Genomic DNA, 19,019 nt, shown 5'->3' with positions numbered 1-19,019 from the left:
AAAAGCCGCAAGTGCGGCGAGACTAAAAAACAATTACCGTTACTGCTGGTCTTCGGCGTAAATGCCCGCTGAAATAATGGCGCCCCCGATACGCCGCTTTCCGTAGCCCACCGGAACAGGGTTGCCCTGCGCGACAGAGTTCACAGGCCCACCAAAAGCATAGGACGGTTTGTTATCCGGATCTTCCCGTCGCGCCAGTCCGCCCGGCATCGGGGATAACATCTGCACTACGCCACCCAGCATCATGGACACACCGGACATTACCATTGGCGCACCGTAAGGTGTCATCCACATAAACGCCCCGGCGACGACCATCACCGCACCGAGAATAGTCTGAAACACGCCCGCTTTTTTGCTGCCAATAATCATCGGGGCAATGCGGATATCGTCCTCACCGGAAAATTCCAATTCATCCTGACTGATATTGCGCTTGCCGCTGAACACCGCAAAGGTCAGTCCGCGCTCTTTCGCGGTCAGCAGAAACTTTTCAAATCCGTCAATCAGGACAGACAGTGCCCTGATAGCTTCCTGAGGGGACGATACCGCCAACCGGTGCTCTCGCCCGAACAGGGCACCGAGTATCCCGTACAGCCGTATTATTCGTACTGTATTCATGATTTACTCCAACAAAAAACCCGCCGAAGCGGGTGAGTGCCTGTGACGCAGGGTGATAATTGTCCGTTCCTGCCAGTAGCCACTGTACGACACGCGATGACTGAGCTGTCCGTACATGTGGTGTAGCATTAACCCCTCGCCGATATACACCCCGGCATGGTTAGGTTCTTTGGCCTGTACCTGCATAATGATCACATCCCCCACCTGTAATTCACCGCTGCACTCCACAAATCCAGCCTCAGCATAGTGCTTCATATACAGATTTTCGCCCCGTTCCCACCAGCTATCTGAGCGTTCAAAATCCGGGATATCAATATCACGCTCCAGCCGATACCAGTCGCGCACAATGCCGTAACAGTCCCAGATACCATGCACGAACGGGCGACCGATTAACGGTTTTATCCCCTCAGTCGGCATCAGGGTACGAATATCCCCCTCGGGCCATGAGACAATCACCCACGGGATTTGTGACAGGTCACACTGGGCGATATCCAGTTGACTGGGTTGTGTTGTGGCGTCGGGGTGACTGTGAACGATAGCAATAATAGTCCCCATATCTTCGGCATTGGCATAATCTTCGGGGTGAATGCTGAATTGCTCGGTGGGTAAAGGTGCGGTATTGCGACAGGGGATATATTGTTGTTTGCGGCTATGTTGAACCACCAGCCCACAGCATTCATTGGGGTATTCTGCTTTGGCGTGATCTATGATGGACTGGATGATGTGTGGGCGCATGTAGGTTTCCTTATATAATAAAAAATCCCGTCAAGACGGGATCTCATAGTTCATACATTGCCATATGATTATATCTAGAATGGGTTGTCGTATTTTTCTGCTAATTTTGGTCACGTATTCAATTTGTTGTTTCTCATGTATACTCCTCACTTTTTCAGGAAATCAGATGGCAACGGTAGAAGTGAAATGTCGATTTTGTCAACAAACCGAATCGGTAAGAAAACATGGCACGGGTCAAGGTGAACGTCAGCGTTATCGTTGCCTGTCTTGTCGCCGTACTTTTCAGCTTGAATATGCTTATCGTGCTTGCCGGACGGGCATAAAAGAACAAGTTGTGGATCTTGCCATGAATAATGCCGGTATCCGTGACACTGCACGGGCACTACATATCAGTATTAATGCTGTCGTTCGCACTTTAAAAAATTGTCCCCACGATGTGTAACCACATTACCGCTGGAGCAGGTGGAAATTGAGCTCATCTGTGAAGTCGATGAGATGTGGTCATTTGTTGGGAATAAAAAGCAACAACGTTGGTTATGGTATGCTTGGGAGCCTCGTCTGAAGCGTATTATTGCCCATACTTTCGGCCGACGAAGCAAAAAGACGTTGAAGAAACTGCTCAAAAAATTATCGCACTTTAACGTCGCTTTTTGGTGTACCGATAAATTCAAGGCTTACACCTTGTTGCCCACGGATAAACACCTCATCGGAAAAAGTTTTACGCAGCGTATTGAACGTGAAAACCTCACCCTTAGAAACCGAATTAAGCGGCTGAATCGTAAAACATTAGGCTATTCAAAATCACCGGAAATGCATGACAAAGTCATCGGGACTTTTATCGAAAGAGAATATTATATTTAAGACCAATCAACATTTTGAATACGTGACCCTAATTTTTTAAGTATTGGCTCGTCTTTAGTAAATAATTCCTTGGGGTAATATTCATAATTCACCCACAGTATATAAGGTTCAGATTCTCCTTTATTGAGTCTTAACTGAATTTTCATTTCATTGTATTCATAGTCTTTAGCTAATTCATGGTTATTCTGCTCATTAAGAACAGGCGATCCATATTTATTGTTCAGATTCGATGCAATGAAATTAAATTTCTCTTTTAATTTATCGAAATTTTTACCCGAATCATTCACGCCAAAAGTAATTGATCTTAACCCTCTGTTAAGAGGAAAGAAGTCCAAAAAGTACTCACCATCATATTTAGACTCTATAGGAGCTGATTCTATCCTTACCGTATATACTAATTTATCTTGATATTCATTAAATTTTTTTAGGTCTAATTTTCTAACCTCATCAATAGTCATACCCCATTTGAATCCGAATGGTGCTTGAGGTTCATCTTTTGCCAACCCAAACGCCAACTGATTTATGGTGAAAAATGTCAAGATAATTAAAATAATTTTTTTCATCAAAAGCTCTCTCACTTGTCAGTAAAATTGCAACAATGAAGAAAATTGAATCAATAATCAAGGATTGACTATAAGGATATATCATCAGGCAGAGTTTGCACTATATTACCTCCTAAGCAACGCAGAACCCGGAAAACCACCGAAGGGCAATTGTGCGTTCTCGCCAAAACGTTTTTTACAATCACTCATCAGTCCACCGCAGGCATCTTTTGACGGATCATCGGTCGGGTTACCCTCTTCATCAAAATACCGCGTTCCCGTATAGTTGCAGGGGGATTTGCGATATAACCCCCGCATACACCATGTGCAAAGGCTATGAATCTGACGGGTAGGAATTTGAATCCCTTGTAAGTCAGCGGGGGAAGACAAGGCAAAATGAATTTCTGTATTGTCTTCATGTGTCTTGCTGTCAATATAGTAGACGTCGATTTTCTCCTGTGTGGGATCAGCCTCTGGGTTACCCTCCGGGAAATTACGCGCATCTAGATAATGCGCGAATGTCATACGAATAGTGACGCAAGCCTGCGCCATGTTCTGATATGCCAGACACAGGGCGCTAATAGCACCATCAAGGTTAGCCACAGTGAGTGCGGATGAAGTTGAACGACCATCGCTATTCACCTCCAACCCCTCAATTTTGACAGGCCACGGCTTATACTCTACGCCCTGCCACCAGATCGATTTAATCGGTAAATTATCTATATCACCCTCCAGTTCATTTTCCGTATAAGGGATAGGGTGATTATGGAAATAGAGTTCTGGCCCACCAAACACTGAACCATCAACAGAAAACAAAAGAATTTTATTCCCCGACTCAAGGCGCTGGAGATCTGCATTAATTTTCATGCACTGAATGCCTGTTCGAATATTGCTGATATTTTCATGACCCCACCTGCCATAGGGAGCATGGTGATTGAGTCTGCTTTAACTCGATACAACCCTTTCTCTCCAAACGGCGGCGTCCAGATAAATGATTTCAAGGTGTGATTGCGAATAAACTGAAAGATTGGAGTAACCTCCCCTTTTATGCCGATATAAGAGTAAGGCCATGACTGACTTTCTGGGTTAATTCCATCCCCTGATACTTGTTTATAACCATCGCCAAACTCAACCGTTTTAATTCGATGCTTAAATTCACCGCTGGGCGAATCCTGTATTTGAGTTCGCCATTTAAACTCTTCAATAGCCATATAAGTACCTATAAAAGAAAAAACCGCAATTAAGCGGCGTTAAAATGAAAAACCCGCACGAGGCGGGTTTATGAATCTTCTTTATCTTTGGATTTGAATATCCTGCCAATAGCAAAAATAGCTGCTATCGCTATCAAATTTCCTGTGATCAATTTTGCAGCAAAACCTAATTCACCTTTAACACCGAAATACACAGCTATACCTAAGATAATAATGCTTAAAACACAAGCCATCCATTGCCCTCTGGTATCTTTCTTTATAACTGCATTGAGTGCTGTTTTTTGGGTCTCGTGTCTAAATTGCTGCTCTTTTTCCGTTAATTCAAGAATCCTCTCTGCCATCCCCGGTAATATAGAATCATATTCTCTGAGCATATCGGGTGGAGGAAGAGGGCCTTGGAACAAAGATGTTTTATGCTGAATAATAGAGACGACTTTAGGATTATCTAAAAGCCTTTCAAGTAACTGAGGATTGGTTTCAACGACGCTCTCTAGCTGCTCCACTGATAACTCAGTACTGCTTCTATCCTCGTTTTGATTATTGTCACTTATCGGCTTTTGGTTTTCGCTCATTTGCTATCTCGCCACATCTCACAATAGCGCTAGTCATGTCTCTCGATATATTGAGAGCGTCATTTCTCAATTTCTGCGCATCATTACCAGCTGCAATAATACTCCGATAATTAGTTGAAGGCATAATGTCCATAACACTACCTATTGCCCTCATATAGCGGCGCATCGTGGCTGTCATGATTACCTCCCATTCAGTTAATTTCACAGTGCCAAAACTGCAACTTAGTATTAAGTTTAATTAAATAGCTTTAGCAATACAAGCCACTTGATTCGGTAAGAAGAGGACATATATATCACGTTTAAAGAAGATGTCGGCACGTTATAGACACGTTAGAAGAAGAATTTAAACCAATACCCCCATATTGCCACCACTTTGTATTAAATGTCATACATGTGATGAAAATCATTTTTCAGACGTCCGGTTTATCCCCGTGTGTACGGGGAACATATCTTACCGTCCGTGGCTTGGTGTTAAAATGGACAGTTCGGAATCCTCAGCTTATGTAATACTTGCCAGTTATCCTTTTGAATCCGCTTTATCTGGATATGTTCTGTGGCCTTTTCCAATATTCGCCTTGCATTGTTGGCGCATTTTATGGCATTGCGTGGGTATGCGTAGTATTCACCAGCTAGTTTATGCTCAGCTACTTTGAGTATTGGTTCTACATCAATCATGTAACGAGCCATGTTGATGGAATGTTGCCATAACCAGCAGAGAGTTTGTAAATTATCATCTGAAATTTGCGGTTCACTTTCTGGCATACATAAAGTTTCTTTACCCAGAAACTCACCCTCAATTGCCTTGGTCGCCAGATACTCTATCGCAGATGGGATCTGTTCACTGGTTAACTCATTTATATGTTTCACCCCAAACTCATGATGAACCATCTGGAACAACTTTTTGTTACTGACGCCATATTTACCCATCAGAGTGTTAACCAGACCTCGAAGAGGAGTTCTATCTTGGGTTGTGCTATTTTTCGCTTTAACCTCACCAGTTGTCCAATATTCATAAAGAACATCATCGCATTCATCCTGATAGCGGATAACTTTATCCCTGATTTCAGGTTTGACTTTATTTGGACTGATAGTCGCTAACCAGCCAGCAAGTTTACGGAGGGCAAGGCAACTCATTTCACGTCCCTTACCATCATTGGCAACCATTGTGATTTCCACAACAGTTGATTTAAATCTTTGTTTTAATTTGGTGAATTGTGAAGCCCAATTCATTCCCATACCTTCAACAATCGGCTTCATCGGTACATACGGCTCACCGTTATAATTTACGACATAGAGATCTGAACCATAAAATGGAACGTTAATGGTTTCACTAACTTCTTTAGTTGCTATAATAGACATGTCTATTTTCCTTGAGATGGTATTAGACGATTTAGAGGCCCTCAACTGTTACAGCAGTTGGGGGCTTCGCCGTTTTAGGACGACAATATTTATTACGTAATTGTAACGTTTTGTAAAGGTTATCTGCCGTGAATTGCGAGACGCCTCGAATATTCAACCATTTACACACGTATTAAGAGTAAATTTGTATTGTTATCACCAACAATCACTGTTAGATTGGCTGATTCTGTTGAATAGATCAGTATTTGATCGCCATCCTTGGCGCAATTCTTAAGCTGCTTTATCCACGCTCAACATCTTAGCTAGCTTGGAAATGCCTTTTGCAGTCACGAGAACCTGTTCACAAACTCGTTCTGTTCCGTCATCTTTGGCAACAACAGTTATTTTGTGTTCCAATAACCCTTGCTGTAACTTGTCTTGGTAGCCAATCCAACTCTTTTTACCTAAACGGCGATAAATCCACTTGATTGACGATAATGTATCGAAAAGAATTTTCGGTTTAATTTGTAGGTGCTTCGCTGCGTCTGTTATGCACATACTGCCAGTAGATTTTTTCGCAATGCGTTCGAAGGCGTCAACGTCAGGCTGCATGTCCGCGACCTTATCTTCCAACGCAATCACTTTCTCGGTATACGTCAGAAGAATCCCGCGTAATGCGTCGGGGTCACTGAGTACTTGCATTGGGTCAACTGGCGCCAACTTACCAGAACGGTAATCAATGAAAGTCTGGTTTACCTGCAAACGGAATTTGGGAGAGATCCACCCCGCGTACTCAATGGCTAAGAGTTCGTGGGCAAAAGTACCGCCAGACTTGCCTTCTGAGCTAACTAGACAAATTTGTCCAGTTTGTTTTTCTAATTCAGAAATCAAATCCTTTGCTGTTTTGTTGCGAAAGAACTTAGCTGGTGCCTTTTCTTCACCAAGCCCACTTGCTTTATGCAGGGCATTCAGATTAAAACGACCTTCTGAATCGGTAGTGATTTCTACGCCTGCAATGACAGGAAGGTTTTTATTTGCTACATTATTCATATTGTCACTCTCTGTTATGGGTTGACATGTCGGTTTCTTCGAGCGTTACTGACAAATTAGGAACCTCAACTGTTGGCGCGGTTGGGGTTTCGTTCTTATGGAAGTTGTAACTCACCTTTTTTCTCCATTTCCATCACGATATCCACTATGTATTCCAATTGGACCTGCACAGAGCGGCGCTTTTCTTCGGCTTTATCTTCTAACCATTGGCGCATTTCTGGTTTCATTCTGAAAGGAAATGGGGATGGTCTTGTATCTTTTTTCATTTTTATCTCCTATGTATATTTGTAACTTCACATCTTCATAAGATATGATTAGTTATAATCCATGAATCACCATGTGTCAATATGAATTTTTTGGACTTCACATATGAACATTGATGACAATTTTAAAACACGAATTTCCATGGCTAGGCAGGCAGCCAATCTAACTCAAGGAGAATTAGCCGATAAAGTTGGTGTTGTCAGAAGGCAAATCGCTGCCTATGAAGCTGGAGACTCAAAGCCAAGGGATAATGTTCTAACTAATTTAGCTGCGGCACTTGGCACAAGTAGAGAATGGTTAGCAATCGGAGTTGGTGATGAACCTGATCTAGGTAACATTCGCAAGACAGTGACAACACATGAGATTCCAGTGATGGAATATTATAGTGATGTATTTTCAACAATCGGTTTTACTGCATCTGGCATTGGTCATGGTTCGGTCTTGGCTCCTCCTAATGCTAGTTCTGATTGTTTTGCTGTTAAAATCTCAGGAGACTCCATGGAATCCGAGTCAGGACTCAGTTTTCCTGAAGGAACTGTGGTTATTTTTGACAGAAATCTCACAGCTCAAAATGGTGACTTTGTTTTTACTTTTTCCATAACTAACGGTGACTCTATGGTTAGGCAGGTCTTTTTCGACCAGGGTAAATGGTATCTTAGACCTTTAAACGCTAGCTATGAAATTATGCCCTTTAATAGAAAAGATTTTGAAGTTATAGGTATTGCAGTGCAATCACAATTCGATATCCATTCAAAAAGAGATTCCTTGCCGATTCATATCACTAAGAAAAATTCACACCTTAAAGAGATGGATAAGAAATTAAGTTCTATCCACTCCATGCTTGAGCAACTACTCAACAAATAAGCCCCTATGGGGCTTTATGTCACCATCTCAACTCAATTGCATTCATTTTGTTGTTAGTTGCCATGTTAATCAGTACATCAAAGCCTGATAAATATTGTATGGGGTCACATTTAGCTATGCTTTTGATTGGTAGATGCTCAAATTTCTCTCTATTGAGCCTAGCGTTAATCAGATAACGATCATCTTCATCACCAGTATCGTGATTGAATATTTGTGAATAACCAGCCGTCACAACAAATTGGATTTCTGGGCACACTATAAAAGCTATGCCTGACACGCGAAGGATCACGGCGTGAACATGCCTCGCGTAATCATGAAAATATTCCTCAGCGGTTTTCAAGCGCTCACCATTAGAGACTGGTGTATCTTCTATTTCTGGCAAGTCTACATCAATGAATAAGGTGCTGATTTCTTCATCATAATGGAAGGCAACTATGGTTTCTCTTGACCAATATGATGACAGGTAAGCATGTTTTAACCTTTCATCGACAGAACCAAGATTCACTGAGCTGTATTTGTCGAGATCATTGTGAATATCAATGATAAACTCAGGTTTCTCAGAAAAACCTCGATTGTAGAAATCTTGGTAAATTACCGTCTTACCTTTATCCAATTTTAAAACATTCGTGTACCTATTCCTTGAAAAATAACCTTCATTATTTTTCCCTGAACTAACCTCGCGCCATTCTAATCTTGTAGGAAAGCCAAATACATTTCGGTTACCATCATAATCACTGCCTGATATAACCCCGGTCAACTCTAACTCATTGATTAACCTGTTTGCTCTTTGCCATTCAATATCAAATTCTCTTTGGATTTCTTCTATTGATACACAGTTTTTTCTGACTACAAAGTCAACAGCCTGCCAATATAATGGGTCTAGCCCCAGAGATTTGGATTTCATAACCACCCTCAGTAATATTCAATTTTCCTTGAGGAGGTTAGCAAAGAAACACCAAAAACCTCACTCAAGAGGTATGGTTTGTGATCTGTATTGCAAGGTCGGCTGGGCTTGTTATCCATTATCTGAGCGCACCCACTCAGCGCCAACATTTCAACCATCCCAGTAGTTAATGTTTTCACCTTATCCCTTCTTTTCTATTGGTTATTCCATTACTTCATCAACCCATTTAACTGCTGTGTAATGCACTCCCGCTGTAACATCTTTGTATTTTCCACCAATGTAAACGTAGTACTTTGTTTTATAGCCTGTATAACCACCGTAACTATTTTTGGCATTGACATCCACTGGAACAACATAAGCTACGTTTCTTGAAGCAGGGGTATAAGCCAGCCTAGGTTTATGAAACTTATACTTAGCCGAATCAGAATCTTTCAATGTGTAAGCTATAATATTTTTCAATGTTTCCTGGTAATTAGTTGGTAATTGGTCATATTTCGCGCTCGAAATTTCCTGTTTTGTCATAGGAGTAACGCAACCAGTGACCATAAATACACATCCAATAACTAAAATAAAAAACCTTTTCATCTGCTTTCCCTCTTTAATCAGATACATGAATCTTAAACAAAGTATGGTGCAAAATGAAGCAAACTCTATTCAATTGAGGTATTAGTAACAAAAGTCACCGGATTGGTGGCTGTTCATCGTTAAATTCTTTGATAACTCTAGCTGCGTATTCCTCAGCCTCTTTGAAGTACACCGATAGCGGCTTATCAGCATTGAATTCTGCGTGATAGATGATGTGAACATCAGGACTCAATCCCGCAATAAAGCACCCACCATCTTTGGGATTGCCTTTAAACACCTCTACCGGAATGCTGATATTTTCCTGTTCAGGGCTAACTATTGTTGAACCAATTTTGAAAAACATACATACCTCGCTTATTAATAATTTCTACCTCTGGCCGCTCTAATGATCTTATACAAATCACCACCATCACGGCTTTCTTGAACTATCACCGCCCTTATTTTTCTCGTCAGTGATTGCTCCGCTGCCTGCGCGTCTATATTTGAAGCAATAGATTGTTGCTGCTGGCCTTCTACACGGATGCCGCCAAGATTGACCTGAACTCCACCAGCGGAAGCAGGTTGTATACCATACATTATTGGAGCCGGAGTGCTGACTGTCATCGGCTGAGAGCCACCAACGTGACCACCACTCGCATAGCCTTTCTTGGTGCTATCCATTAATCGATATAGGTTAGCCACACCGAGGCGCATAGTTGCTTCCTTAGTGAACACGAACTCGCCACCGTGGACAATGCCTTTAGGTTCGTATTTGCCACCGTTACCTGTGTAACCACCACCAGCAAATCCAAGGGTAGCCCCAAATGAAGTACCACCAAATGCGGCTTTCATAGCTTGTAACATAGCCATCTGCATAAGCATCTTGGTGATCATTTCAAGCACTGATTTGGTGAAGTCAGCGAAATTAGCCTTACCTGTGAGAAGAAAATCAGAAAGACTGTTACTCATTCCCATAAAAGTAGCTTGGGTAATCTGAGCTACATTTCCATAGGTATTTGATGCTTCCTTTTCAAAGTTCTCGAATCCCTTCTTAACTCCTGCTTCCCAATTAGAACGAAGAGACTCCTCATTCGCATATTTTTGTTCAACCAGATCAATTCTGCGCAAATACTCAGAATCGCCTTCTGAAATGCCTTTACGTCGCATTTCTCCTCTGAGATTTAACAACTCCCGTTCTTTTGCAATCTGCTCGTCAGTTTTGCCTATACTTTCATGGCGAAGCCTTAACTCTTCCTCTAACCCATCATTAGACAACCGCAAAGCATTAAGTTGCTTTTGTTTTTCAATCCGATCTCCCAATTCTGCCGCTTTTTCTTTTTCGGCAAGAATTTCATTCTTTTTGGCTAATAATAAGGTTTCATCAAGGCTAAGCTTTCGCTCTTTCTGAGCATTCTCAAGAATATTAAATTTAGCCTGTTCTCTAAGTAGCTCCCTGCGCTGTTGACTAATAATACCAACATAACGGCTTTCATCACTTAAAGCTCTCAGTTCTGCTTGCAATGCTAATATCCGAGCCTTAGCGGATTCATCCGCACGAGTGCCTGCATCAACCTTAAATTTTGGTTCCTTGGGTAGCTTTTTCCCATAACCAGGTCCTCGACGATCACGAAACTCATGTTCGATACCGGCGCGAGCTTTCGCAATATCCTCAGCCGTCCATAGCTTGGTCTTGCCTTCTTTTGCCAGTTGGATATTTTCTTTTATCAATTTATTGAGCATCTTGTGTTCATGCTTTCTTTTTTCTGTCCAACTCGTCCCTTTATCAACCAGCTGATTAAACTTAATCTGGCTGGTAATACTGCGCTCTTGAAGTTCTGCGGATTCCTTTTCTTTCTTTATCTTAGTATCCAGTTCACGCAGTTCTTTCTTCCACTGATCTAATATTTCATTTGATATACTGGGTTTTTTCCCATTATAGCGACGGGGGTCATTTTCTGCCGTGCGGATTTTTAACACTAATCTGGCTCTGTGCTCCGCTTCAGACGGTTTAGCTCCAATTCCCATGACAGAGTCCCACATCAAATTAGCTGCACGTTTAATCTCGTCAAATAGTTTAGGTAATGTCCCCATGCTATTTCGGATTTCTTTTGCCCGCTCAGCCATCGCCCCGCTCAATGCGTCAGTGGCATAAGTAACGGCTTCTGTTATTTTCCCTTGAAGCTCTAATTCCTTAATATGTTGGAGTACGTTAACGGAGAGGTAACGATATTGCTTATTCAGGGCAACAGAGCCACCATAAGGATCATCAGATAATCGAGCGAAATGAGAAACTAATTCATCAACGCTCTGCCCAGAATAACGGGAAAACTCGACAATAGATTCCCCAGCTTTACCGATATCTACGTTTAGCTTAAGCCCTGCATTCATCAGCTTAGTGAGCGCTTCGGCGGCAACGTCTGCACCTGCACCCGTTTTACTGATATTGTCAGCATAACCAATCAATTGCCCCTGCGTAATTCCTGCAAACCGCCCAGAAGCGATAATAGCCTTATTAAAGTTTTCCTGTACTTCTAATGCATGATAATAAGCTTTAGTAACCCCTCCTATTCCTGTAATTACCGCCCCCCACCCTCCACCACGTAACAATACTCCCATACCCATTGAATCGGAGATATTTCTAAGTCCAGCAATAACCGAAGTGTTATTCCGGTTTAAATTCTTGGTTTCCTTACTCGTTTCCTTAAGCTTATTGATATAAATTTCCGCCGCAGAACTCACACCCAATTGTGCCGCCCGATATTTCAGCAATTCATTACGGCTGAGATTCTGTGTTGCCAGTTGATCTTTTAATCTGGTAATAAACGCCTGACCTGCTGCTGTCTGTTTCGCATCGGCTTCTGCCATCTGCTTCTTTTTGCCGATAATGTCAGACAGAATATTCCGATAAGACTCAAGGTCTAATTTTTCAGACTTTCTGGCTTTTCTGGCCTCTGCCTGAATCCTGGTTAACTGTTCTGTCGCAGTAGCATTACGTTTAATGGCATCAATCTGCTTAAAGAAGGACTCTGCAACTTTATCTTGTTCCGCAGCAAGAACCTTCGCAGATGCGGCTGCCCTTTGCTCCTTTGCAGCCAACTCAGTAACACTTCGGTGTATCCGGTCAATTTCTTTAGCCATGTCAGCCGAAGCCGCAGCGCTCTTTTCTGACTGACTGGTTAACTTATTTGTGGAATTGCTGGCCTTGTCAGCAGCATCCTTGAATGAGTTTAACTTTTGCTCACCTCTTTCAAGGTCAGAGGTGTTCACCTTTAGTGAGATAGTTGCAACATCAGTCATTTGATTTTCCTTCGGGTATAAAAAACCTCCACTAGGGAGGTCACAAAAGGAGTTGTTACTTCTTATGCATAACTTCGAGTGCCTTAACTTCCATCACCCGAATATCGTTAAATACGGTCGCCCTGTCTTTGATGTTGAGATAGTCCATAACCTGATTTAATGGCGTGTAATCCAGCCCTGTAGCGCCGTTCATACCAACACGCCATTGCGTCCTCATGGCACTAAACGTCTGGTAGGAATCCCATATATCAGGCCATACCTCAACATCACACTCGTCCGGGAGGAAGCCAAAAGCCCGTTCAAAATTAGCAGCATCTTTGGCGCTCATTCCCCCGTACAGCGCCTCAGCGACCGCAATCAGTTTTTTTCCCGATTACCCAGTAATTCGTTGTAATACGTGGTTGTAATTGCCGTGGTTGCTGATGGGTAGTTATCCAGCAATAGCCGGAGATTTTCAGTGTTGTAAGGCTCCTCTATGGCCCAATCGGTAATAATCTGCTCAAAGAATTCCTGAGCAGGCATTTCCCGCATTTTATCCAGTTCACTGATCGGCTTGTGATTGAATGTGAAAGTTACTACTTCCGGTTTCTCTTTCCCAGCGACGGGGATCTGCACATTGGCTTTGAATTTAGGGTTAGGGACGAGCGTAAACTTAGCCATTTAAAAAAATCCTCAAAAGAAAGCCCCATTGAGGGGCGATTATTATTCTGCGTAAATCTGCATTTCAGACTTAAGAGAGAAGCGCGCGGTGACGTTTTCCACTTCGTTCATTGCGGTATTGGGTACGCGCTGGAACGACACGGAAGCGGTGTAATAGCGGTCTTCTGCTGCACGTTTATTGAAGAAACGAATGGCAGTAATTTGCTTACTGTCATCCAGTTTCATGAGCAGCTTACGGACAGGTAACTTGGCATCATGAGCAAAGGTGTAAACCTGAACAACGCCGTTTTTATAAGTGTCGATAGTTTCAGCCTGCTCATCCTCCAAAAACTGAACCTCTTGCGTTTGTTGCTCACCCCCCTCGGTGGAAAGTGTCATGACTTGCGGCATCACTTCCCATGCCAATACTTTTTTTAGTGAACCCGCTCCACCACCAGCAGGGAATGTGTTTTTGTCCGTCGTATCCAGGCCTTCCAATGTAATGGCTTTTTCTGCGACGAGCTTGACACGGTAAGCGCCGGAAGCTTTCTTCCAGCCAGAACTGACATGAACAATGTCACCTTTAGTGATGCCAACAGTTGATTCAACCGTCAGTACGACCTCTTCAGCATTAGATGCTGCGGAGAACTTAATATCATCTCCGTATTCGCTTGCTAAATAAACACGAGAGCCATTAGGGATGTTATAGGCCATCATCAACCTCTTTTGGTGTATAAAAAAAGCCGCTAATTGCGGCCATTATCGAATTGCATCACATCGATATGATGTACGTATGGGAATGGTGTAATTTGCGCCATCCTGAATGGAAGGAAAGACGCTAGGGTCATCATTGAGATACAGGCTTTTAGTCAGTGACAAGCCATTCGGTAAATATTCAGTTATCCGATCAGTAATTTGTGTTAACACTGACTCACCAGAGCCAGATTTTCCTACAACATTCACCTGAATCACACCACGGAAGACGGGCATATCTAACGATAACCCGATGTTCTGCGTCGTTGCGGGCATGATATGTAATTGCAGGTAAGGCTCGTTGATATCATCAAATGGCATATTCGGCCACGCCACCAGCACCCCTTCTCGCCGGGCAAATTTAGCAATGTGAGAACGAATAGCCTCGTTTATCTTGGATTGGTTCATGATTTTATCTCCGTAACAGCATCACTAAAAAACTTCTGAAATTCCTGTGCTGTTACTGCAAGCATGCCATTGGGGGCCTGCGTTGAATGGCCCATCTCAAGGCGATAAGCATAAGGGACGATATTCGAGAAATAGACCGCTTTAACTCCAACCTTAAACTGACCAATCACCAAATCCCCCACAGCTTGGGTCATATTTCCGCTTTTATCAATCCGTCCGGTTTCTTCTGCTGGGACTTCATCAAAGGTTACCTGCCAGTTTCCCCGGAATCGACCACCTGTGTATCCCGGTGGGGCTTTTATATCCATAGAGTCAGTGACACGAGCACGTTTTTTTAGCTGCCGTTTTTTTGGGGTCAGGTTATTAGGATCTGACTGCTGTTGTTCATTCCAGTCATGCACGGCCTGATTATATTCTCTTGCCGTTTGATTGACCTTCCATAGCTCAGGGTTACCTACTGGCGACATAACAATCAACCGTGACAGTATTTTGATAAATGTTCCTTTTGATGCTGCTTCAATGTTGCCTTTGGCTTTATTCACAAACGCATCAATGGATGTCATAAATGGATCTGCCATATCACGCCCTCAACTGAGATTGATAGCAAAGTACGATATCAGCGGGTTTTATTGGGTTAGGTTCAATCACTCTCAGCCAAACGCTATCCACCAGCACATGATCACCTTTTTTTATCTCAATATCAGGTGAAAACACCATCTTGATATCTGTAGACAGTATCAGTGAGCCGTCAATTTCATTGGGGTTGTACCGAGTCTTTAACCCGACAGTATTAAACCTTTTCTCCAATTCGTGGTGCTCTCTCCCCTCCTCATCAACCCAATGCCGACCGCTCCGTTTTACCTGAAATTCTGCACCATACTTTTTCAGTAACCGCTCGGCAGTTTTTTGCATTCGCGGGTAGAAATTAGCCATAGCTACCCCCTGAAAACCTTGAATGTCACGCCACCACCAGACAGAAAATCCCGCAGCATGCCATTAAGCCAAGACATGTTAGGCTTGCCTGAGTTAGTCCCTTCTGCATAGGTCACCGAGACGGCACCACTAACAGATTCAGACAGTACTTCACCACCTACCGTGGGGGTTAGGTCGTGCTCCAGTGAATCAATAGCCAATCGACACTGAGCCTGAATAATCTGCTTAGGGATAACATCAGCCGACACTGACTCACCATCGACATAAACCCCTTTTCTCGGGAATGCCAGCGGTTGACCTGCATTAGTTTTCTGCCCCTTCCACTGTTTAGTGGACAGATAATCCATCGCCTGAAACAAGAGGGGTGGCAAGACACTGTCATCTGGCAGGGAATAGCCACGCTGTGCAGCAAACTGCTTTAAGTCCTCAACACTGGCATAGCTGTTAAATTCTGGCGAGTTTTTATCTGAATTAATCATGCTCACCTCAAAAATAAAGGGGCAGATGCCCCTATTTGTTATTGACCGTCGCCCGTATTCTTCGTTTTACTGCCGGAAACAGCCTTTCCGCTCAATACCGCAGCAAACGGAACATTCTTGCGGTCAAACTTACGCTGCCAGTTAGCCGCCTGAGCGATGTCATCAATGGATGGTGTCTTATTGGGATCTTCCTCTCCCAACCAGCTAAAACCAGCGGGTTGCAGGATGAAGGTCTTACGTTCCCACAGCACCTCAGCACCACCACCATTACCGCCTGACGCCTTACGGTCTAATTCAACCGGAGTATGGGGATTACCGCTACCGTAACCAAACGCACCGCCGCCGAAGAAAACGGTCAGGTAGCGACCATCTGAATGTTTCAGGCTATCATCCATGAAAAGAGGCTTGCCCAGATACGTTTGCAGAATAACCCGCCCTTCTGAATCACGGATAGTTTCAATCAGGTTCTTAGTCGCCATCTGTTTCATAACGACAGAGTGAACGCCAATAGCACTGAACGTGTCAGCAGCATCACCAGCAGTGAAAGCAGCATCAATCAGGTTGTTAGCTGAGATTTCATCGCCGCCCTGAATCACCATGTCGCTATCATTGTTCACAATGTTGTTGCCAATAATCCCACGCGCAGTACCGATAAGATAGCGCTGCCACTGCCGAGTCCAGTAAGTACCGAATCGGTTACGGATATGGGACATTGGCTCACTGTTTGCCAGCTCTGCCGCCAAGTCAGCTACGCCATAACCCTTGTTGAGGTACAAAACGCGAGCTTTCAGACTAGACTGGCTGGCCTTACCCACCTTGCCGATCTGGTCTGGGTTGTCGGATGTAGCGTTAGGCGCTTCGTTTGCGTCCAAATCATTCCAGTAGTTAATGGTTGCCGTGCCTTGCCCATCAGAGGCGATAGCATCCAACTGAGGCAGGCGGGTAATAATCCCCGACTCAAAAACGGCGGTTTTTTCCGGGCTGTTCTGTGGGGCAATAGCCTGATAGTAGTCACCACGGAAAATGTCGGATAAACGAGTTGTTGGCATTACTTATGCTCCTAATTTACTGTGTTTTTGCGAGGCGTTTAAATTCCTCGGGATCTTCTTCAAATAAACGGATGCGCTCTGCTTCCGTATAGTCGTGCCAAGTTTTACCGCCGCCTCTGGCAACAGTTTGGCGTTGACCTTCGCCGCCGGTTCCGGTCGCTTTACTGCCGATAACAACAGGCGCAAACAGCTTGTTGCTACGGAATTCTTTTTCTAAATCGTCAATAGTCAGTGCAGAGGGTTTACCCTCGCTGTCCACAACACGTGTTTTGCCATCTTCAACGATTAGACGTGATTTGATATGTGGAAGCAGCAGCGCCGCGCTGTCCCCTGCCAACTTAGCCGCCAGTGACTGAGCGACGTTATCCACCAGCAATGTGCGCAAATTAGTGTCTTTCTCTTCGAGCTGCGTTAGTAACTCTTTCTCACGGTTACTGAGTTTTTCAGCCCAGCTTTTTTCCAGCGCTTCAATGTCACCGTTTTTGCGGGCTTGTTCTTCTGCGGCTTTTTTCGCGGCCTCTTCCGCCTGACGGCGTTTTTCCTGCTCTGATTTCTTCTCAGAAAGCAGCTCGTCCACTTTCTTTTGCAGGCCGGAAACATCGGGTATCTCTGGCAACCCTTCGATTTGTAACTGATATTTGTCACCTTGTTCTTTGTACAGGGCCTTTTGTTCATCAGTCAGCGTCTCAAATTCTTCTTTTGTTAATAAAAACTTAAACATCATTAACCTCGGGTTTTGATGATGCAGTCACCGACTGCGGACAATAAAAAAGGCCACCGAAGTGACCTTGTAATTTCTTTACCGGCAAGATTTACCGGCTAGTGATAACCAGCATCTCTGAACGCTTGTTCGTCAATCTCTTTAAGTTTTCCCAGTGAAATAAATTCGCCTTTATCCGTGTAAAACGCTGAAGGGTGCATTCCACCCTCTTTCATCAGTCGATAGCGGGTTTCGCCAAACACTTGTTTTTGCCTCCATGTAGGTTGTCTCTGTATCCATTCAATAAATTTAGTTTCTGCCGGAACCTGACCATCCATTGATGCCCGTGTCCCTTCGCTCATTTCATCAGCATTAATACCCAGTTCCCGCCATGATTTCACCACCAGCGTTTCCATTGAACGACAATTAAAGTGGATTTTGCCGGGGCCTTGCAGATAAGGAATTTTGTGGCCGATAGGCTTATCATTCAGTGTGTATTTCAGCCCATCACGGATGATGCAGTCATTGGATGTTTTATTATCCAGTGTTGATACCCACCGTTTACAATCAAAAATATCCTTATTGGCTTTTGTAAACTGCTCCCTTGCGGTTGCTTGTAAATGGTTTATCGCTGTTTTGGCAATACTGGTTGCATTAGCCCGGCTCATTTGTAACGCGCCATCTTTATGTCCCTGATTGGCATGACCTCTGATTTTTCGTCCTATATCAACCGCACTGTCGCCGTTCAGATAACCATTGCGAACCGCATTACTGATACGAGCCATACGGTCTTTTTCCAGCCCTTCTGCCCATTCTGATAACAACTTTCCCTGAAACGGTCGAGACATTACGGAGGAATACAGCATCTCTTCTGTAATGCTCATCAGCGGGTATTGCCTCAGAACAGCATCCGGTAACAGAGACTCAAACAGCGACGGGTAGTAGCCCATTTCATAGCGGACATGTTCCAGCATTTGACTAGACAACACAGAAAATGCACTTTCAACCGCATTTTTATTGATTGCCCTCACGCTGGATAACAACGATTCTAATCGCCGCACAGTGAAACTGTCAGTGTCAATGCGGGTATCGTCTAATACGGCAATTAAAGATGCCGTCAATTCTGCATCAAACGCATTCAGCGCCCTAACCATCTTACGAGCAACACCGGTACCATAGCGACCCGAAAACAGGGAGTGTGCAATCAACTCATCCATGATCATTTCGTTGATGGATTTCAT

The 19,019-nt window shown here is 43.7% G+C and carries 25 protein-coding genes; 2 read left to right on the top strand and 23 right to left on the bottom strand.

Annotated features, from left to right (window positions below):
- Positions 1-39 precede the first annotated feature (39 nt).
- Together ACSJJG_RS05495 and ACSJJG_RS05490 are read right to left on the bottom strand one after the other, a co-directional pair.
- Positions 40-615, bottom strand: coding sequence for a tail assembly protein (locus tag ACSJJG_RS05495; protein ID WP_189761255.1), 576 nt, complete (start codon positions 613-615; stop codon positions 40-42).
- 3 nt (positions 616-618) lie between these two features.
- On the bottom strand, positions 619-1,350 hold the full coding sequence (locus ACSJJG_RS05490; protein ID WP_189761256.1) for a C40 family peptidase: 732 nt from the start codon (positions 1,348-1,350) through the stop codon (positions 619-621).
- Positions 1,351-1,516: 166 nt separating this feature from the next.
- Between ACSJJG_RS05490 and ACSJJG_RS05485 the strand changes: the two genes are divergently transcribed.
- Positions 1,517-2,211 (top strand): IS1 family transposase gene (locus ACSJJG_RS05485; RefSeq protein WP_189761441.1). Its coding sequence is split into 2 segments (ribosomal slippage): positions 1,517-1,766 and positions 1,766-2,211, totalling 696 coding nucleotides; the frame shifts between segments, so codons are not numbered across the junction.
- Here ACSJJG_RS05485 and ACSJJG_RS05480 read toward each other — a convergent pair.
- From ACSJJG_RS05480 to ACSJJG_RS05450, 7 genes are all read right to left on the bottom strand, one after another.
- Positions 2,208-2,774: a hypothetical protein gene (locus ACSJJG_RS05480; protein WP_189760492.1), complete on the bottom strand. Its 567-nt coding sequence runs from the start codon at positions 2,772-2,774 to the stop codon at positions 2,208-2,210. The genes ACSJJG_RS05485 and ACSJJG_RS05480 overlap by 4 nt on opposite strands.
- A gap of 105 nt (positions 2,775-2,879) precedes the next feature.
- A complete protein-coding gene (locus tag ACSJJG_RS05475) occupies positions 2,880-3,620 on the bottom strand; it encodes a phage minor tail protein L (RefSeq protein ID WP_189760493.1) in 741 nt (246 codons plus the stop codon).
- Positions 3,617-3,964 carry a phage tail protein gene (locus tag ACSJJG_RS05470; protein ID WP_189760494.1) on the bottom strand — a complete coding sequence of 116 codons (348 nt, stop codon included), beginning with the start codon at positions 3,962-3,964 and terminating at the stop codon, positions 3,617-3,619. Before ACSJJG_RS05470 ends, ACSJJG_RS05475 begins: the two co-directional genes overlap by 4 nt.
- Positions 3,965-4,032: 68 nt before the next feature.
- Complete coding sequence (locus ACSJJG_RS05465) at positions 4,033-4,536, bottom strand: DUF2335 domain-containing protein (protein ID WP_189760495.1); 504 nt, start codon at positions 4,534-4,536, stop codon at positions 4,033-4,035.
- A 471-nt stretch (positions 4,537-5,007) separates the two neighbouring features.
- Positions 5,008-5,895: a phage antirepressor N-terminal domain-containing protein gene (locus ACSJJG_RS05460; protein ID WP_189760496.1), complete on the bottom strand. Its 888-nt coding sequence runs from the start codon at positions 5,893-5,895 to the stop codon at positions 5,008-5,010.
- 270 nt (positions 5,896-6,165) lie between these two features.
- On the bottom strand, positions 6,166-6,924 hold the full coding sequence (locus tag ACSJJG_RS05455; RefSeq protein WP_189760497.1) for a phage antirepressor KilAC domain-containing protein: 759 nt from the start codon (positions 6,922-6,924) through the stop codon (positions 6,166-6,168).
- Positions 6,925-7,019: 95 nt separating this feature from the next.
- On the bottom strand, positions 7,020-7,190 hold the full coding sequence (locus tag ACSJJG_RS05450) for a hypothetical protein (protein ID WP_189760498.1): 171 nt from the start codon (positions 7,188-7,190) through the stop codon (positions 7,020-7,022).
- Between the two features lie 103 nt (positions 7,191-7,293).
- Here ACSJJG_RS05450 and ACSJJG_RS05445 point away from each other — a divergent pair, with 103 nt between their 5' ends.
- Positions 7,294-8,052: a LexA family protein gene (locus tag ACSJJG_RS05445; protein ID WP_189760499.1), complete on the top strand. Its 759-nt coding sequence runs from the start codon at positions 7,294-7,296 to the stop codon at positions 8,050-8,052.
- A gap of 19 nt (positions 8,053-8,071) precedes the next feature.
- Here ACSJJG_RS05445 and ACSJJG_RS05440 read toward each other — a convergent pair whose 3' ends face one another.
- The 14 genes from ACSJJG_RS05440 to ACSJJG_RS05375 all read right to left on the bottom strand — a co-directional run bounded on the left by ACSJJG_RS05440 (position 8,072) and on the right by ACSJJG_RS05375 (position 19,019).
- Complete coding sequence (locus ACSJJG_RS05440; RefSeq protein WP_189760500.1) at positions 8,072-8,956, bottom strand: DNA translocase FtsK; 885 nt, start codon at positions 8,954-8,956, stop codon at positions 8,072-8,074.
- A gap of 201 nt (positions 8,957-9,157) precedes the next feature.
- Positions 9,158-9,541: a hypothetical protein gene (locus tag ACSJJG_RS05435; RefSeq protein ID WP_189760501.1), complete on the bottom strand. Its 384-nt coding sequence runs from the start codon at positions 9,539-9,541 to the stop codon at positions 9,158-9,160.
- A 94-nt stretch (positions 9,542-9,635) separates the two neighbouring features.
- The gene (locus ACSJJG_RS05430; RefSeq protein ID WP_189760502.1) at positions 9,636-9,884 is read right to left on the bottom strand and encodes a hypothetical protein; all 249 of its coding nucleotides are present in this window, start codon (positions 9,882-9,884) and stop codon (positions 9,636-9,638) included.
- 14 nt (positions 9,885-9,898) lie between these two features.
- On the bottom strand, positions 9,899-12,817 hold the full coding sequence (locus ACSJJG_RS05425) for a phage tail tape measure protein (RefSeq protein WP_189760503.1): 2,919 nt from the start codon (positions 12,815-12,817) through the stop codon (positions 9,899-9,901).
- Positions 12,818-12,872: 55 nt separating this feature from the next.
- Positions 12,873-13,145: a DUF1799 domain-containing protein gene (locus ACSJJG_RS05420; protein ID WP_189760504.1), complete on the bottom strand. Its 273-nt coding sequence runs from the start codon at positions 13,143-13,145 to the stop codon at positions 12,873-12,875.
- A 29-nt stretch (positions 13,146-13,174) separates the two neighbouring features.
- Positions 13,175-13,477 (bottom strand): phage tail assembly chaperone, encoded by a 303-nt coding sequence (locus ACSJJG_RS05415; protein ID WP_189760505.1) that lies wholly within the window; start codon positions 13,475-13,477, stop codon positions 13,175-13,177.
- 42 nt (positions 13,478-13,519) lie between these two features.
- On the bottom strand, positions 13,520-14,173 hold the full coding sequence (locus ACSJJG_RS05410; protein WP_223281782.1) for a phage tail protein: 654 nt from the start codon (positions 14,171-14,173) through the stop codon (positions 13,520-13,522).
- A 42-nt stretch (positions 14,174-14,215) separates the two neighbouring features.
- A complete protein-coding gene (locus ACSJJG_RS05405; protein ID WP_189760506.1) occupies positions 14,216-14,617 on the bottom strand; it encodes a phage tail terminator-like protein in 402 nt (133 codons plus the stop codon).
- Complete coding sequence (locus ACSJJG_RS05400) at positions 14,614-15,195, bottom strand: hypothetical protein (RefSeq protein WP_189760507.1); 582 nt, start codon at positions 15,193-15,195, stop codon at positions 14,614-14,616. Before ACSJJG_RS05400 ends, ACSJJG_RS05405 begins: the two co-directional genes overlap by 4 nt.
- A 1-nt stretch (position 15,196) precedes the next feature.
- Entirely contained in the window at positions 15,197-15,550 is a 354-nt protein-coding gene (locus tag ACSJJG_RS05395; protein ID WP_189760508.1) for a hypothetical protein, read from the bottom strand.
- Between the two features lie 2 nt (positions 15,551-15,552).
- Positions 15,553-16,029: a DnaT-like ssDNA-binding protein gene (locus ACSJJG_RS05390; RefSeq protein WP_189760509.1), complete on the bottom strand. Its 477-nt coding sequence runs from the start codon at positions 16,027-16,029 to the stop codon at positions 15,553-15,555.
- Positions 16,030-16,067: 38 nt separating this feature from the next.
- Positions 16,068-17,078 (bottom strand): phage coat protein, encoded by a 1,011-nt coding sequence (locus tag ACSJJG_RS05385; protein ID WP_189760510.1) that lies wholly within the window; start codon positions 17,076-17,078, stop codon positions 16,068-16,070.
- Between the two features lie 16 nt (positions 17,079-17,094).
- Positions 17,095-17,802: a hypothetical protein gene (locus tag ACSJJG_RS05380; RefSeq protein ID WP_282892735.1), complete on the bottom strand. Its 708-nt coding sequence runs from the start codon at positions 17,800-17,802 to the stop codon at positions 17,095-17,097.
- Between the two features lie 95 nt (positions 17,803-17,897).
- Complete coding sequence (locus ACSJJG_RS05375; protein ID WP_189760511.1) at positions 17,898-19,019, bottom strand: phage minor head protein; 1,122 nt, start codon at positions 19,017-19,019, stop codon at positions 17,898-17,900.

The organism is Xenorhabdus sp. SGI 60 (genome assembly GCF_056632175.1).
Note: the sequence above shows the minus strand (reverse complement) of the source record. Positions and strands in the feature narration are given on the sequence as shown.